Genomic DNA, 16,142 nt, shown 5'->3' on the forward strand with positions numbered 1-16,142 from the left:
ATCCTGCGCTTTCGAAGACCCGGCGTGGTACACGAAACCAAGTTGTACACAGCCAAGACGCCGGGGCTGGTTTGGGTTTCTGTCTGAGGGGGGTAATGGCGGAGAGACAGGGATTCGAACCCTGGAGACGGTTCCCCGCCTACACACTTTCCAGGCGTGCGCCTTCGACCACTCGGCCACCTCTCCGTGCCGGCGATGTTTGGACCAATGTCATGAGATTTGCAAGGCCCCAATTCGGTGAAATCACCGGAAAGGATCAATTAAATCCGGTAGTCTACCCAGAGCGTCAAGCAACCAGAAACGCGACCTTTCAGCTGTCGGGCTGGTCGTCAGATTTCATCGCCCGCGTCAGGGTCCAGATCAGATTCTGTCAGTTCAACTGGCTTTCCTGCCGTTGAATCGGTTGTGTTCTGTTTGGGCGCAAGGCCTGCCTCTTTAACCTTGTTCGAGGTCTGCAAAGCTTCGGGATTGCGCAACCAGATATCACGCTGTGCAAACGGCACCTCGATACCCGCTTCCAGAAAGCGCCGATTGATCTCGTGGTTCATGTCGGATTTGACGGATAAAACCCAGTTCACATCCCGTAGGATCGCTCTGATCTCGAAATCCAACGCATCCGCTCCAAATCCCTGAAACACCACACTGGGCGCCGGGTTGGCCAGAACCATCGGGTGGTTGTTTGCGACCTCGCCCAGAATGGTCTCGACCAGCCGTGTATCTGTTCCGTAGGCGACACCGACCGGTACAATCACCCTGCCGATGGTATTGCCACGTGTGTAGTTGGTGACGACGCCGCTGATCAGGTCCGAGTTGGGAATGATCACATCCGTTCTGTCGAACGTCTCGATCCGGGTCGATCGGACGGAAATGTCACGCACATAGCCCATCATCCCGTTCACATCTATCCAGTCACCCTTGGAGATCGGCCGTTCGACCAGAAGGATGATGCCGGACACGAAATTAGACACAATCGTTTGCAGCCCAAAGCCAATACCGACAGACAGTGCGCCTGCAACAATTGCCAGAGACGACAGATCAAACCCCGCGACCATGATCGCGGCCAGCGCAGCCAGAAATATCCCGATATAACCCGAGCCAGCGACAATTGCGTTCTGCCCGCCCGGATCGATACTGGTTTTGGGTAACAGCGAGTTGCGCAGCCCGCTTTGCAACAACCGCGTCAGCGTATAACCGATTGCGAAAACGGCGATAAATGTCAGGAAATTGCTGGGTGAGATCGTGACACCACCGATGTCAAAGCCAAGCAACAGACGTGACCATACTTCAAGCAGGTCCGTTTCGCGCGCGCCCCAGTATATCGCCAGAACAGGCAGCGCGACGATGGCCAGTGCAAAGCCCACCAAGACTGAAAAAAGAGAGTCGCGCGCAGCGTCGCCCTGCCCTGTGATCCATCCGTATATCTGACTGACAAACCGTTGGAAAATTGCCAGTGCGGCAATCAGAACCAGTGTTTTTACCGCCGGAAACACGATCGCTTCGGCCGCATTAGTATAGCCGACCAGTGCCAGTACGGGTGTTGCGATCCCCAGCAGGAACATGGCCTTGCGCAGGAATTCCACCATTTGGCTGAATCCGGCCGCCCTTGTGGACGCCGTTTGATCCAGCAGGTGGTCGTTCGTCCGGATTTGGCGCACACGGAGCAAAAGCAAAGCCGTTCCGACGATCACGGGGAAACTGATGACCGCACGGGTCGCGTCCGAGACGTTTTCGATCTGCTGGAACAGAAGCGCCAATTCATGCAGGATCAGCATCAAAGCCAACAGATCGATGTAGATGCGCAACTCGGTAATTCGCGCGGCAGACAGCCGCTTAAACCCCTGTGAGGCACCAATCACGTAAATCTGTCGGCCGATCCAGTCATAGAATAAGGCGATTGCCGCCCAATACGGGATATTCTCCAACAACAAACTGCCGCGCAGGCCCGGAATACCCGATAGGCTGATCGCCGTAATGGCGGCAACGACACCAATCCAGGGCAACAGGATCCGCAGCAGCGAAATGATGAAGGACCAGGCACCTGTCCCGGCTCCACCCAGCAATCTAAGATAATCGCCGCCTTTCTCTGACCAACGCTTGCCAAAGATCAGCAGAACTGCCGCGAGGATTACCAAAAACAGAATGCCCAAACCGCGATCACGGATGCGTTCTTTGACAACGTCCGACCGCAGGTTGGCAAATATTTCATTCGTCAGGCTCAAAAGCGCTTCTTTTACATCCTGCCATGCAGGCCCCCAATAAACAGGGTTGATCGGCGACGGACCGCGCTGGAAGAACTCCTTCGTTTGCCGTTTCCGGATAATCTGGTCGATTTCGCTGATCAATCCGTTTGCGCGGCTATACGCTTCTTCGGAAATGATGCGAGGCACGCGCAAACTGTTGAGCTGATCATTAAGATGAGTTCGCAATTTAGCGATATCTTCAGGTTCGGTCGCGTCCCCTTCGGGTTTCGGACCAAGCGCCTTGATCTGGCTTTCCAGCGTTGCGATACGATCCGTGTTGGCGCTGCGCGCCTTGTTAAAGTCCTCGCGGTAACCGTTTATTTCGGAACGTAAATTCTCGAATGCCGCATTTGAAGCACGGTTCGCTTCGATCACGGATTCGGCACGGTCCGCAGTTTTTATCCAGCCCCGGTAATACTCACTTTGCCTGTCGGTCAGCTGCGCAACAGCACCGCCTGCGACCCCGACAAGACACAGGAAAACCAGTGTCAGAAACAGGCGAACCTGCTTAGGCATCACACGTCCTCAAAAACGCCAGGAATGCTGCGCGGTGCTTCGGTCATCCAATTCGGTACCGGCAGGTCTTTTTCGCGCAGGAAATCCGGGTTGAAAAGCTTGGACTGATACCGTGTGCCATAGTCACAAAGGACAGTCACAATCGTGTGGCCCGGCCCCATTTCCTTGGCCAGACGCACGGCGCCCGCCATGTTGATCGCGGTCGACCCGCCCATGACCAACCCCTCTTCACGGAGCAGGTCAAAGATATACGGCAACGCCTCGGTGTCAGTGATCTGATAGGAATGATCCGGCGTGAACCCTTCCAGGTTCTTTGTTATTCGCACCTGTCCGATACCTTCGGCAATCGATCCGCCCTCCATCGCGATTTCACCGGTGGTGTAGTAGGAGTAGAGACCCGCACCCATAGGATCGGCCAGACCGATTTTCACACCCTTGGGCTGCAACGCTTCGGCAACCCCGGCCAACGTACCGCCCGACCCGACAGCACAGATAAACCCGTCGACCTTACCGTCTGTTTGTTCCCAGATTTCGGGTCCAGTGGTTTCAACATGGGCCTGACGGTTCGCCACGTTGTCAAACTGGTTGGCCCAGAATGCCCCATTGGGTTCCGTCTGCGCCAATTCCTCGGCCAAACGCCGGGAATAATGCACGAAATTGTTGGGATTGCGATAAGGTGCAGCCGGAACTTGAACCAGTTGTGCACCGGCCAGCCGCAGCATGTCTTTCTTTTCTTCCGACTGGGTTTCCGGGATCACAATCACGGTCTTGAACCCCATTGACGCACCCACCAGCGCCAGACCTATACCGGTATTGCCGGCGGTGCCTTCCACAATGGTGCCACCGGGCTTCAAATCGCCCCGCGCAATGGCATCACGGATAATATAGAGTGCAGCACGGTCCTTGACGGATTGACCGGGGTTCATGAATTCGGCTTTGCCGAGAATTTCGCAACCAGTTTCTTCACTGATGCGGCGCAGCCGGATCAGCGGTGTTTTTCCTACTGCGTCAGCAAGATCTCGTGCAATGCGCATGATGGCCCCTTGTCGTTTTGTACCATCGAAGATTTACAGCCGCACCGCCGCGACCACAAGCGGGATAGTCACCCACGCAATCTGTCCCGGTGGCGGGCCAGCCAATAAGCCAGAGACACTAATTGTAGATCCTTGAAAACATGGCGATCCGTCATGTCTATGAATTCGTCGAACGGCAGGATTTGACTGCGGATGTCTTCACCTTCTGTGTCCAGGCCACCGGTGATTGTGGTGTGCGTCAACTCACCCAGACCAACATAAAGATACATGAACCCGGTGGAAGATCCGCTCGATGTGTAGGCACCGCCAGCATATTCCAGCCTGTCAAAACGAATACCCGCCTCCTCCATCGCCTCTCGATGCGCGGCCTGTTCGGGTGTTTCGCCCGGATCAATCATCCCAGCCACCGCTTCCCAAAGCCAAGGTTCCGGATCGTTGTTCAGAAAAACCGGTGGTCTGAACTGTTCCACGATCAAAACGGTATCGCGGACCGGATCATAGGGCAGAACGCCGACCGCACTGCCCTGCAACAAGCTTCCACGGCGCAGTACCGGACCCATGCTGCCGTCATGCCGCCGATGTTGCAGATCGATTTCCTCCATCCCGAAATAATCAAGATACACCCGGTCATGGCGATGCACGATCACATCTTTTACAATGTCCCGCGGATCACCGGTTCTCCGCTGCCCGGCCATAATCTTTGACCAGGCACGCGTTTGAGTGGCGCGAATACTGCGGGCCATGATCCGGGGATCAACCTTCCCGAAATAGGCCATCTCTTCCTCCGCGGCGAGCGTTGTAAGTTCGCCCAATCTGTCCGCCCAGTCCTGAAGCGACCACAAATCACCCGGTCTCCAGGCACCGGGGGCAGGAAAAAAGACCTGCGCTTCGGCCTCGATCCCATCTTCCAATTCGACCTTCAACGGCTTCAGATCATAGTCGAAAGACCCTTCGTAATAATCAAGCCTGGCCAGATCCACAGACGACAATTCCTGCACCAGTAAACCTTCGGCACTGGCACCTTCCATTTCCAGGATCATTGGGAAATCCTGCCCCTGAACAGAATGGACAGCATGGCCACGAAGTCGGGCGGGCCGTGCTTTGCGTTCGCTCAGAGGATGGCCAAGAACGCGTTCCAACAGTGGCAAGTGTCGCAGCGTTCCATAAAAAAACAAATCAGACAAAGTCGATCTCTCTTGTCAGTAACGGATCAGCGCCACGACCGGCTGGCCTGTTCTGTGGCCAGCCCCGAGACAACAGCCCCAACTAGGAATGCAATCAGGATTTCCGGGTAAATCAACAGCTTACCGTACTCAACCCCGATCTTGAAAATGGCCAAAATGGCCTCAAACGGGCCACCGTAACGATTGCGCATGGCAAGCCGGAACATTTCGTAACAGCCCTGCACGAACAGCGCCCAGAAAATCAGCGAGGCGACACCAGTCAGACCGTTATTGATCCCAGCAGTCCAGCCGCGCCCTGCACGCTTGCCCATGATGCCCCACCCGCAAACCGCACCAAGGCCCATGTTAACCAGCGTAAAGTACCCGTAATCCTTACCTTCTTCACCGTTTTCGATAATCATTCCTGAGACAATGAATGCCAGCACGATGAGACAAACGGCGGCTACAAGACGCGAGGCAGTGGGCATGTTACGGTCCGTCAGTTAACTTGCTTTGCTACGGTGATCTGTGTCACATCGCAATTGCGCGTGTCAAAGGCTGCGCCACAGGCAGTCAAATAATAATTCCACATGCGGCGAAATCGCTCATCAAACCCCAGATCTGCGATCTGTTCCCATTTTGCGTTGAACGTTTCATACCATCTCCGCAGTGTCAGATCGTAACTTTTGCCGAATTCTTTCGACTTCACCACATTCAGACCGGCCTGATTGATCTGCTGCCGCAAGATCGTAGGCGACGGAAGCATTCCACCTGGAAATATGTATTTCTGAATGAAATCAACACCGTTCTTGTAATAATCCCAGCGGTGGTCACCTACGGTTATGATTTGCAAGGTCGCTTGCGCCCCCGGCTTCAGCCTCTCACGAACGGTTTCGAAATAAACCGGCCAGTATTTTTGGCCAACCGCCTCGAACATCTCGATTGAGGCGATGCCATCATATTGCCCACGCTCGTCACGATAGTCCTGCAACTTGAATGTCACTTGATCAGAAAGTCCTGCCTTTTCAATACGTTCATTGGCAAACTTGAACTGTTCCTCACTAATCGTAAGGCCGGTTACATGCAAACCCCGCTCTTTCGCGGCATATTCGGCAAAACCGCCCCAACCGCATCCGATTTCCAGTATGTGGTCGCCGGGTTTGGCCCCCATTTCATCGACAAGGCTGGCGTATTTCGCAGTTTGCGCCTTCTCAAGACTTTCTTGCCCGGTTTCAAAGATAGCGCTGGAATAAGTCATAGTGTCATCCAGCCACAAACCGTAGAAGTCATTGCCCAGATCATAGTGGTACGAGATATTCTTTTTCGCCTGCGTCCGGTTATTGCGATGAAGCCAGAACCGCAGACGTTCATAGGCCTGGACAAGGAACTTCCCAGTAAACCCGTCATAGACGGTTTCGGACCCCAGATGGACAAGATCCATGAATGAGCGCAGATCAGGCGTGCTCCAATGTCCTTCAAGGTAGGCATCAGAAAACCCCAGCTCGCCTTCGCGGATCAGACGGGCAAAAACATCTCCGTCGTGGATATCGATCTGAGCAACAGGCCCTGCCTTTGGCCCCTCTGCGCGAAAGATGCGGCCATCGGGCAATGTTATGTCTAGTCGCCCCGACTCCATTCGGGCCAGCATCTTGAAGACCTGGGCGAAATACCTGGGCAGATCCGACTGCCCCTCTATCGTCGTCAGCACCATCCGCTCTCCCCTCTGCGGCACAGGTATCAGGCTAGGCCGCGATTTTGTTTCTGGCAAGTTTTCAGTTCCTTAGTGGGATTTTCGGCTTTCATACGCACGCAAGGCGCGGATTCGTCCATCCGCCAGTTTCACGACAGGTTCGGGATAATCCGCCTGCGGACACAGGTTCCATGAACCGGGAACCGCAGCGAAATATGAAAGTGCAACGTCACTGGGTTTCGTCTGGCCTTCGGCGATCCAGCGCCGCATGTAAGCCCCCTGCGGATCAAACTTTTCCGCCTGCGTTTCGGGGTTGAATATCCGAAAGAAGGGCGACGCATCGGGGCCTGATCCCGCAACCCACTGCCAGCCCATGGCGTTACAGGCTGGGTCCCAGTCAATCAGGCAATCTTCGAACCAGTTAATCCCGATTTTCCAGTGTGTCATCAGATGTTTGGTCAGGTAACTGGCAACAATCATCCGGGCCCGGTTATGCATACGGCCTGTCACATACATCTGCCGCAGGCCAGCATCGACGACAGGAACTCCGGTTCGGGCCTGCATCCAGGCGGCAACTTCAGGGTGGTCTGGATCGATATTCCACGGGAAATCATCCCATTCCGCTTTCCAGTTATCGGTCAGCAGATGCGGTGAGTGATACATCAGGTGATAGGCAAACTCACGCCAGACCAACTGCCGCAGAAATGCCTCTGCGCCGGGGGTTCCCGTCATCGCAGCCTGTTGAACCCTGTGCCAGACCGTACGTGGCCCGATCTCGCCCAATGAAAGGTATTCTGACAGGTTTGATGTTCCGTCCAGATCCAACCGGTCACGGTCATTGGAATAACGGGGGACTTGGTCGAGAAAGTGCTCAAGTCGATCGCGGGCGGCCTTCTCGCCGGGTTGAACATAGGGGCGCACGATTGCAGCACCTCGGTTCATGCCCGCACCCATCTGCCAGGTGCTCAGTTTATCACTGGAAGGCCAGGTTGCAGGCCCCGCCAAGCGTGACACCAACGCATCCGGCGCTGGCACGTCCCGCCGCTGAACCGCGCGCCACATAGGGGTGTAGACACGAAACGGCTGGCCCTGCTTTGTTGCTACCGTCCAGGGCTCAAAAAGCAAATGACCAGGAAAGGACTTTGCGCTTACACCCAGTTCGGTCAGCGCCGTTTTGATCTGTGTATCGCGTCTGATCGACGCTGGATCATAGGCCCGCGACCAATAGACAGCCTTTGCGCCCGTCTCTTTGACAAGTGTCCGCAATTGCTCAAGCGCATCGCCACGCCGCAGGATCAGACGGCTACCAAGCCTCGTCAGAGCGTCGCTAAAGACCTCCAGACCCAACCCCAACCGCCATTTCGGGGCCGCGCCAAGGTGTTGCACAAGAGGGTCATGAACAAAGACTGGTATGATCGGACGGCCGCTTGCAACAGCAGCAGTCAATGCCGGATGGTCCGACAGGCGCAGATCCCGTCGGAACCATAAGATGATCGGAGACCGCTCGTTTTCCATATCCACCCTGAGGTTTTCTTCGTTCTACGAAGCCCCAAGCAGAGTGGATCACAAAACGCGTTCAAGCGCCTCCAAAAGCTGATCAATCTCCTGCTGCGAGGTATAATGCGTAAAGCTGACCCGCAAAACACCCTGTGCCGGATCCACGCCCATCGCTTGCAATGGGCGCACAGCATAAAAGTCGCCTCCCCCCGCCATAACATCGTATTGCGCCAGTTCTGCTGCAACTGACTCAGCGGGACGGTTCAGCGACAGCGCTACCGTCGGCGCACGCCGGGTGGCATCTGAAGTGCCGATCAGACGTACCGCGTTGCGGTCCTTAACCGCATCCAGAACCGGTTGAAGTAAGGACACCTCATGCGCGCGCATCAGGTCATGGGCAAAGGCACCCTGCTCTGCTGCGCCGGCGTCAGGCCCACCGTGATGCGTGCACAGGAGCTCGACGTAATCGGCCATACCTGCACTTGCCGCAATCTGAGCATGATCCGGGCCTGCCGGGGTAAAGCGCTTGTAAAGAACGTCGGCGTTGAAGTAGTGCGCTTGGTTGGGTAGCAACTCTCCCAGTGTTCGGCGAATGACCATGCAGCCTTGATGCGGGCCGAAAGTTTTATAAGCTGAAAACAGATAGATATCCGGCCCCAAATCGCCAACATTCGGAAACCCATGCGGGGCGTAGGATACGCCGTCCACGCAGACAAATGCACCAGCCGCGTGGGCAATCGCAGTGATCTCGGTGACCGGGTTAATCTCGCCCACGACATTGGAACAATGCGGGAAACAGACCAGACGCACTTTTTCGTCCAGCATGTTTTCCAGATCCTGCGGGTTCAGTGATCCGGTTTCAGGATCGATCTGCCACTCCCGCACCTCAATCCCTGCCTCGGCCAGACGACGCCATGGGCCCGAATTTGCCTCGTGATCCTGATTGGTCACGACAATCGCCTCGCCAGGTTTCATCCATTGCCTGAACGCCTGTGCCAAAACATAGGTATTCTGTGTCGTCGAAGGGCCAAAGCTCAGCTCATCGGTTTCAACACCAAGGATGGCGGCCATGCGCGCGCGTGCCTCATCCATCTCGGCACCTGCAAGACGGCTGGCCTCATAAGGGGCGTAGGGCTGAACCTTTCGCTGCGTATAGAACCGCGTCAACCGGTCGATCACCGGCTTGCAGGTATATGACCCGCCCGCATTCTCAAAAAACGCCTGTCCTTTCAGGCTGGGTTCGGAAAAAGCCGGAAACTGTGCCCGAACGAAATCGATATCCAGAGAGCTCATGCCTCATTGCTCCTTAGTTGTGCTGTCATATCAACAAGATGCCCGCTCATGTTTCCGGACATCTCAGAAATCATGGCAGGTCTTCCAGCCCAGCCTGTGCTTGCGCCATGGGCTGACGAAACACCGGGCAGCCCTTCACTTCGGAAGGACAACGCTACTTAGACAGCACCATCCGCGACCGTCAAGCTGAAGCAAAAGAAAAAGCCCGGCGGGGTTGCCGGGGCTGAATTTCTAACACTCTGGGGCAGGTCTCGTTCGGGCCTCAACCCTGAACTTTGGTATATGTCCCCTCGCCTGCAAGAATTCCACGGAAACCACCGGGCTCATCCAGACCAAAGACGATCAGAGGCAGGTTGTTGTCACGCGCCAGCGCGATGGCTGACGCATCCATGACCCGCAACCGCTTGGCTAGAACGTCGTCATAGGTGACCGTGTCATAACGCACCGCGTCGGCATGTTGTTTGGGATCCTTGTCGTAAACGCCGTCGACACCGTTCTTGCCCATGAAAATCGCCTCACACGCCATTTCATTGGCGCGCAAGGTCGCCGCGGTGTCGGTGGTGAAATACGGGTTGCCGGTACCGGCCGCAAAGATGCAAACCCTTTTCTTTTCAAGGTGCCGTACGGCGCGGCGGCGGATATAAGGCTCGCACACTTCATCCATGCGAATGGCCGAAATGACCCGGGTGAACACCCCAATTTCTTCCAGGGCAGATTGCATACCCAGTGCGTTCATCACCGTGGCCAACATCCCCATATAGTCTGCTGTGGTCCGCTCCATACCCTGAGCAGATCCACTCAGGCCCCGGAAAATGTTTCCGCCACCAATAACCATGCAGATCTCAACGCCCAGATCGTGAACCGATTTCACCTCTTGCGCGATGCGCTGAACGGTTGGCGGGTGCAGGCCAAAGCCCTGATCCCCCATCAATGCCTCTCCTGAAATTTTCAACATGACACGTTTGTATGTGGTTTTCGGGGTTTCGGCAGTTTCAGAAGACGGGGAAAGGCTCATGTTGCGCTCCGGGCTGGCACGGGGTTAATTTCCGGCGCAAAATGAAGCAAAAGCTCCGCAGGTTCAATGCGGTTGGTGAGGATTGAGGCAGCCGCATATGACCCAGCGATCAACAGACGCGATATTTCAGCAATTGCCCCCTATTCCCGACGACAAACCTGTCCTGATTGCAGGGCCGACGGCATCCGGGAAATCGGCACTGGCGCTGGAGATCGCCGAGCGGCATGGCGGCGTCATCGTCAATGCAGACGCAAGTCAGGTCTATGACTGCTGGCGAGTGATCTCGGCCCGACCATCTGTCGAAGAAGAAACACGCGCGCCGCATCTGCTCTATGGTCACATCGCCTATGATCAGGAATATTCAGCCGGTCACTGGCTGCGCGAAGTGGTGCCACAGCTGACCGGGGGCCAGCGGCCAATCATCGTCGGCGGGACAGGATTGTATTTCACGGCCCTGACCGAAGGCATGGCCGAAATTCCTGCGACCCCAGCGCACGTGCGGGCCGAAGCAGACTTGCTGACCGTTTCTGAGCTTGTCGCCGGGGTCGACGAACAGACTTTGGCTGGCCTGGATACGCAGAACCGCGCGCGCGTGCAGCGCGCTTGGGAAGTGCAGCGTGCCACGGGGCGAAGCCTGTTATCTTGGCAGGCCGATACGCCACCGCCAATATTAAGGCTGAATGATGCGGTTCCTATCGTTTTTGACGTCGACAAAGCGTGGCTTCTGGATCGGATTGAACGCCGTTTTGATCAGATGCTTGAACTGGGTGCAATTGACGAAGTGAGCGCGATGCGGGATCGTTTCGACCCCGTTCTTCCCGCCTGCAAAGCCATTGGCGTGCCAGAACTTATGGCCTATCTGGATGGAATGATGACGTTGGATCAGGCCCGTGAACGGGCCACGATCTCGACCCGGCAATTTGCCAAACGTCAACGCACGTGGTTCCGGGCCAGAATGAAAACATGGAATCACGTCGATTTCTCAAAGTGATATCTGGTGTTGTTCATTCCACAGGATTTGACACCGAAAGCAAACAGATCAACGGAAACTAACTGGTTTTTCGTCTGTTATCAGTAATTTGACGCAGAATCTCCGCAAGGGTTTCTTCTTGCGGGGCGCCACATGACAAAATCCGTACTGAAATATCAACAATGCGCTAACGTCGCTTTTGTGCATTTTATGTCGATTCCGAACGTTGACGTTGAGTGATTTCTGGTGCCGAATGGCGGCATGGGGATGCACAGAGTCCAAAAACCGGAATCCTTCTTTCTTGCGACCGGACAAGCCCGCGTCGCTTAGAACAAGAACAAATCAACAAAATCAATGTCACAGGGAGACATTTATGACCAATACGGCAATCACCAACGACAAGGTGCACTGGGCGGCCGAGATGCACGCGCAGGAATACCGTGACGGCAAGCTTAGCCGCCGGGAATTTCTGGTCCGTGCGACGGCGCTGGGTGTCGCGGTACCGACGGCCTATGGTTTGATCGGTCTGCAATCGCCTGCGGCGGCACAAGAGCCGCAGCGCGGCGGTACCATTCGCTACCAGATGGAAGTGCGCGCGCTCAAAGATCCGCGAACTTATGACTGGACGCAAATTGCCACTTTCACAGCAGGCTGGCTGGAGTACCTCGTTGAATACAACAACGACGGCTCGTTCAAGCCAATGCTGCTGGAAAGCTGGGAAGCCAACGCCGACGCCACCGAATACACATTGAACGTTCGCAAAGGCGTAAAGTGGAACAATGGCGACGATTTCACAGCCGAAGACGTGGCCCGCAACATCGCAGGATGGTGTGACGCTGGTCTGGAAGGCAACTCGATGGCATCGCGTATGGCGTCGCTTATCGACGAAAGCACTCAGCAAGCTGCGGACGGTGCAATCACTGTGGTTGACTCCCATACTGTCAAACTAAAGTGCAACGCGCCTGACATCACGATCATCCCGGGTATGGCGGACTATCCCGCCGCAATCGTGCACAGCAGCTTCGATGCAAACGACATGCTTTCAAACCCTGTCGGCACGGGCTTCATGCTGCCTGACAGCCACGAAGTTGGCGTCAAAGGCGTGCTGGTGCGCAACGAAGGTTTCGACTGGTGGGGATATGAGGCTGGCAAAGGCGGCTATATCGACCGCATCGAGTTCATCGACTACGGCACTGACCCGGCGGCATTCCTTGCGGCTTATGAGGCCGAAGAGATCGACATGAACTGGGAATCTGTTGGCGAATTCGTCGACATCTTTGACGGCATTGGGCTTGTGCGCTCGGAAATCCCGTCGGGCTTTACCATCGTTATCCGACCGAACCAGTTGGCCGAAGACGAAAACGGCAACAAGATCTATGGCGACAAGCGCGTTCGTCAGGCTTTGGCCATGGCGGTGGACAACGAAGTGTGCCTGGAGCTGGGCATGTCGGGCTACGGCATTCCGGCTGACAACTGCCACGTCGGGCCGATGCACCCTGAACATGACTCGGCCGTGACTCGTATCCCATATGATCCTGCCGGGGCGAAAGCCCTGATGGACGAAGCGGGTATGGGTGATTTTGAGCACGAAGTGCAATCAATCGACGATGACTGGCGCCGTAACACCACGGCCGCAGTTGTAGCGCAGCTGAACGACGCGGGTATCAAGGCCAAGCACACAGTTCTGCCGGGATCGACCTTCTGGAACGACTGGACGAAATACGCCTTCTCGTCGACGAACTGGAACCACCGCCCATTGGGCACTCAGGTGCTGGCACTGGCCTATAAATCGGGAGTCGCGTGGAACGAATCCGGTTTCGCCAATGCAGAGTTTGATGCGTTGCTGGCCGAGGCGAACTCGATCGCAGATGTCGACAAACGTCGTGAAGTGATGGCCAAACTGCAGGGGATCATGATCGACGAAGGTGTCACGATCCAGCCTTATTGGCGGACAGCGATGCGCCATCACCGCGACAATTTGGTGGGTGTTGAAAAGCATATCGCTGACTTGCCGCAGCTTTATAAGTTCGGCTTTACGTCCTGAGCCAAAACGCAAAAGGCCGCGCCACCCTGGCGCGGCCTCTTCGTCCTGAACGCGACGAACAAGTAATAACAGCTAAGCGTGGCGTTCCATGAAACCCGCGCTAGCCGACCCACAGGGGCAAATATGGGACTTTTCATTCTAAGGCGGGTTGGCATCATGCTGTTGACGGCATTGTGTCTGACATTCCTGGTTTTCTTCTTAACTAACCTCTATCCGAACCTCGAGAAGCTGGCGAAAACGCAGGGCAACTTTCGGATGTCGGATGAACAGGTTGAGAGCTACCTGAGCAAAAATGGTTACCTCCAATCCACTCCGATAAAATACGGCGAATGGCTGGGTGTCCTGCCCTCGTATCGGTACACGAATGAAGACGGAACCGTTCAGGGAAGATGCATCCTGCCGGGCAAAACCGCCGAAGAATCCCCGAATTTCTGCGGAATCCTGCAGGGGTATTGGGGCTATTCGACTGTCTTCAAGGAAGAGGTTTCGACTGTTGTTGGGAACCGGTTGGCTCTGACTGGTCGTCTGATGCTCTGGGTCATGCTACTGATGGTTCCGTCTGCGTTGATCCTTGGTGTTTTGGCAGGAATGAAAGAAGGATCTGCCACTGACAGGACGTTGTCGACTTTCGCCATCACAACGACAGCAACACCGGAATACGTCTCGGGCGTGATCTTTATCGCCATCTTCACCTCATCCGCAGTTGGTTTGAAGTGGTTTAAAGGTACGGCCACGCAAGCGATGGAGAACCCGACCTTTGAGAACTTCTTCCTGCCGGTCCTGACCATTGCGCTTTATGGGATGGGCTATATTGCACGGATGACCCGCGCCTCGATGACCGAAGTGATGACCGCGCAATATATCCGCACCGCGCGCCTGAAGGGTGTTTCGTTCCCGAATATCGTCATGAAGCATGCGTTGCGTAACGCGCTGATTGCACCGTTCACCGTCATCATGCTGCAGTTCCCCTGGCTGCTGAATGGTGTAGTGATCGTCGAGACACTGTTCAACTACAAGGGCTTCGGCTGGGCGCTGGTTCAGGCCGCGGGCAATAACGACATTCAGCTGTTGCTGGCGATTTCGGTCGTTTCGGTCTTTGTGGTGCTGGTGACCCAGCTGATTTCGGATATCGGCTATGTCTACCTCAACCCGCGCATCCGCATTTCTTAAGGAGGGTTAGATCATGGAACCACTTACCTGGACCGGCTCTATCGCCTTCCTGAACCCGCTTTTTGCCCTTGGCCTTGCGCTAATGGTCTTGTCCATTGCCGTCTGGATGCTGGCCAGCATCGTGCTGCCTGAAGACCAGATGACGGTGAACCCGGACGGTACGTTGAGCTCAAGCTCGGGCCTGCGGACACTGATACAACTTGCACTGCGCTACAGTTTCTTGGCCAGTGTCGGAATCGCACTCGCCTATATCGTACTGGGCGTACTAATGGGCACCAGCGCCGGGATTATTGGCGCCATGTCCCAGCAGTTTTTGCCCGTATGGGTGTCGTTGATCATCCTTTATGCCATGTCGATAGCCTTCAAACGCAAGCTTGGCCTCTACGGCAAACTGTTTGACAGCCCCATCGGCATGATTGGCTTTGGCCTTGTGATGTTCTGGGTTTTCACCGGGGTATTCGGCGCGATGGATTTGATCGTTACGCATGACCCGCTGTCGCAGGTTTCGGGCATGAAGAACAAAGTGCCAGGTACGCCACTTTCAAATCTGGAGGACGGTCAATACGCCTGGTATCTGCTGGGTGGCGACAATCTGGCCCGCGATGTGTTCAGCCGCATGGTCAAAGGTGCATGGATTGTTGTTCAGATCGCCCCGCTTGCCACGATGTTTGCGTTCATGGTTGGAATCACGCTGGGTCTGCCGGCAGGCTATTATGGTGGTCGGCTGGATACTTTGCTGTCGTTCCTTGCGAACCTGATCCTGGCCTTCCCGGTGATCCTGCTGTTCTATCTGCTGGTCACGCCCGAGATCGTTGCGACCGGTGTACCGAACTACATGGCGGCCGTCTTGTTCGTATTCCCGATCATATTCCTCGGCGTGCTGTTGAACTCACGCTACTATACCAGACCGAACTTCCGAACACCGCTGCTGATCGGAGTTTTGGGAGTAGCGGGTTGGTTCTACCTGTCTCTGATTTCGACCGGTGGCTACATCATCAATACCGACGCCTATCGTATCTGGGGGCTGCCAACCTATCTGGATCTGTTCGATATCCCAGGCGGTATTCTTGTGGTCTTTGTCTCGGTGGTCTTTGTGAATTCGCCCACCGTTTTCCGCATCGTGCGCGGACTGGCGCTGGACATCAAAACACGGGACTACGTAGCGGCAGCACAAACCCGTGGCGAGGGTCCGTGGTACATCATGCTGTGGGAAATCCTGCCCAACGCGCGTGGCCCGCTGATCGTCGATTTCTGCCTGCGCATTGGCTATACCACCATCCTTCTGGGAACCTTAGGTTTCTTTGGTCTGGGTCTGCCACCCGAAAGCCCGGACTGGGGGTCGACGATCAACGAGGGGCGCAAGCTTTTGTCGATCTACCTGCACCCTGCTCTGCCACCCGCGCTGGCCTTGTTGACGCTGGTTCTGGGTCTGAACCTGCTGGCCGACGGGTTGCGCGAAGAAAGCCTGAAAGACTGACGTGAAAACAACCGGGGGGCCAGCCCCCCGGAC

The 16,142-nt window shown here is 55.6% G+C and carries 12 protein-coding genes and 1 tRNA gene; 4 read left to right on the forward strand and 9 right to left on the reverse strand.

Annotation, left to right across the window (positions count from 1 at the left end; genetic code table 11):
- Positions 1–96: 96 nt before the first annotated feature.
- From AC2FPW_RS05500 to pyrH, 9 genes are all read right to left on the reverse strand, one after another.
- Positions 97–186 (reverse strand) — tRNA-Ser (locus AC2FPW_RS05500).
- A gap of 143 nt (positions 187–329) precedes the next feature.
- Positions 330–2,756 (reverse strand): DUF3772 domain-containing protein, encoded by a 2,427-nt coding sequence (locus tag AC2FPW_RS05505; RefSeq protein ID WP_496812806.1) that lies wholly within the window; start codon positions 2,754–2,756, stop codon positions 330–332.
- Positions 2,756–3,790: a cysteine synthase A gene (locus AC2FPW_RS05510; RefSeq protein ID WP_496812807.1), complete on the reverse strand. Its 1,035-nt coding sequence runs from the start codon at positions 3,788–3,790 to the stop codon at positions 2,756–2,758. The genes AC2FPW_RS05505 and AC2FPW_RS05510 overlap by 1 nt, the downstream gene beginning before the upstream one ends.
- Positions 3,791–3,858: 68 nt before the next feature.
- Positions 3,859–4,974 (reverse strand): NUDIX domain-containing protein, encoded by a 1,116-nt coding sequence (locus AC2FPW_RS05515; protein WP_496812808.1) that lies wholly within the window; start codon positions 4,972–4,974, stop codon positions 3,859–3,861.
- 26 nt (positions 4,975–5,000) lie between these two features.
- On the reverse strand, positions 5,001–5,441 hold the full coding sequence (locus AC2FPW_RS05520; RefSeq protein WP_496812809.1) for a TrgA family protein: 441 nt from the start codon (positions 5,439–5,441) through the stop codon (positions 5,001–5,003).
- An 11-nt stretch (positions 5,442–5,452) separates the two neighbouring features.
- Positions 5,453–6,664 (reverse strand): class I SAM-dependent methyltransferase, encoded by a 1,212-nt coding sequence (locus AC2FPW_RS05525; protein WP_496812810.1) that lies wholly within the window; start codon positions 6,662–6,664, stop codon positions 5,453–5,455.
- Between the two features lie 69 nt (positions 6,665–6,733).
- The gene (locus AC2FPW_RS05530) at positions 6,734–8,158 is read right to left on the reverse strand and encodes a cryptochrome/photolyase family protein (RefSeq protein WP_496812983.1); all 1,425 of its coding nucleotides are present in this window, start codon (positions 8,156–8,158) and stop codon (positions 6,734–6,736) included.
- 48 nt (positions 8,159–8,206) lie between these two features.
- Positions 8,207–9,433 carry an aminotransferase class V-fold PLP-dependent enzyme gene (locus AC2FPW_RS05535; protein ID WP_496812811.1) on the reverse strand — a complete coding sequence of 409 codons (1,227 nt, stop codon included), beginning with the start codon at positions 9,431–9,433 and terminating at the stop codon, positions 8,207–8,209.
- Between the two features lie 262 nt (positions 9,434–9,695).
- Positions 9,696–10,448 carry a UMP kinase gene (gene pyrH, locus AC2FPW_RS05540; protein WP_209504110.1) on the reverse strand — a complete coding sequence of 251 codons (753 nt, stop codon included), beginning with the start codon at positions 10,446–10,448 and terminating at the stop codon, positions 9,696–9,698.
- Positions 10,449–10,545: 97 nt separating this feature from the next.
- Between pyrH and miaA the strand changes: the two genes are divergently transcribed.
- From miaA to AC2FPW_RS05560, 4 genes are all read left to right on the forward strand, one after another.
- Positions 10,546–11,439, forward strand: a complete 894-nt coding sequence (miaA, locus tag AC2FPW_RS05545) for a tRNA (adenosine(37)-N6)-dimethylallyltransferase MiaA (RefSeq protein ID WP_496812812.1) — start codon at positions 10,546–10,548, stop codon at positions 11,437–11,439.
- A gap of 352 nt (positions 11,440–11,791) precedes the next feature.
- Entirely contained in the window at positions 11,792–13,462 is a 1,671-nt protein-coding gene (locus tag AC2FPW_RS05550; RefSeq protein ID WP_480558556.1) for an ABC transporter substrate-binding protein, read from the forward strand.
- A gap of 123 nt (positions 13,463–13,585) precedes the next feature.
- Positions 13,586–14,632, forward strand: a complete 1,047-nt coding sequence (locus tag AC2FPW_RS05555) for an ABC transporter permease (protein WP_209504113.1) — start codon at positions 13,586–13,588, stop codon at positions 14,630–14,632.
- A 13-nt stretch (positions 14,633–14,645) separates the two neighbouring features.
- Entirely contained in the window at positions 14,646–16,109 is a 1,464-nt protein-coding gene (locus AC2FPW_RS05560) for an ABC transporter permease (RefSeq protein WP_209504114.1), read from the forward strand.
- The last annotated feature ends 33 nt before the right edge of the window (positions 16,110–16,142 follow it).

The organism is Ruegeria sp. SATB027 (assembly GCF_059613825.1).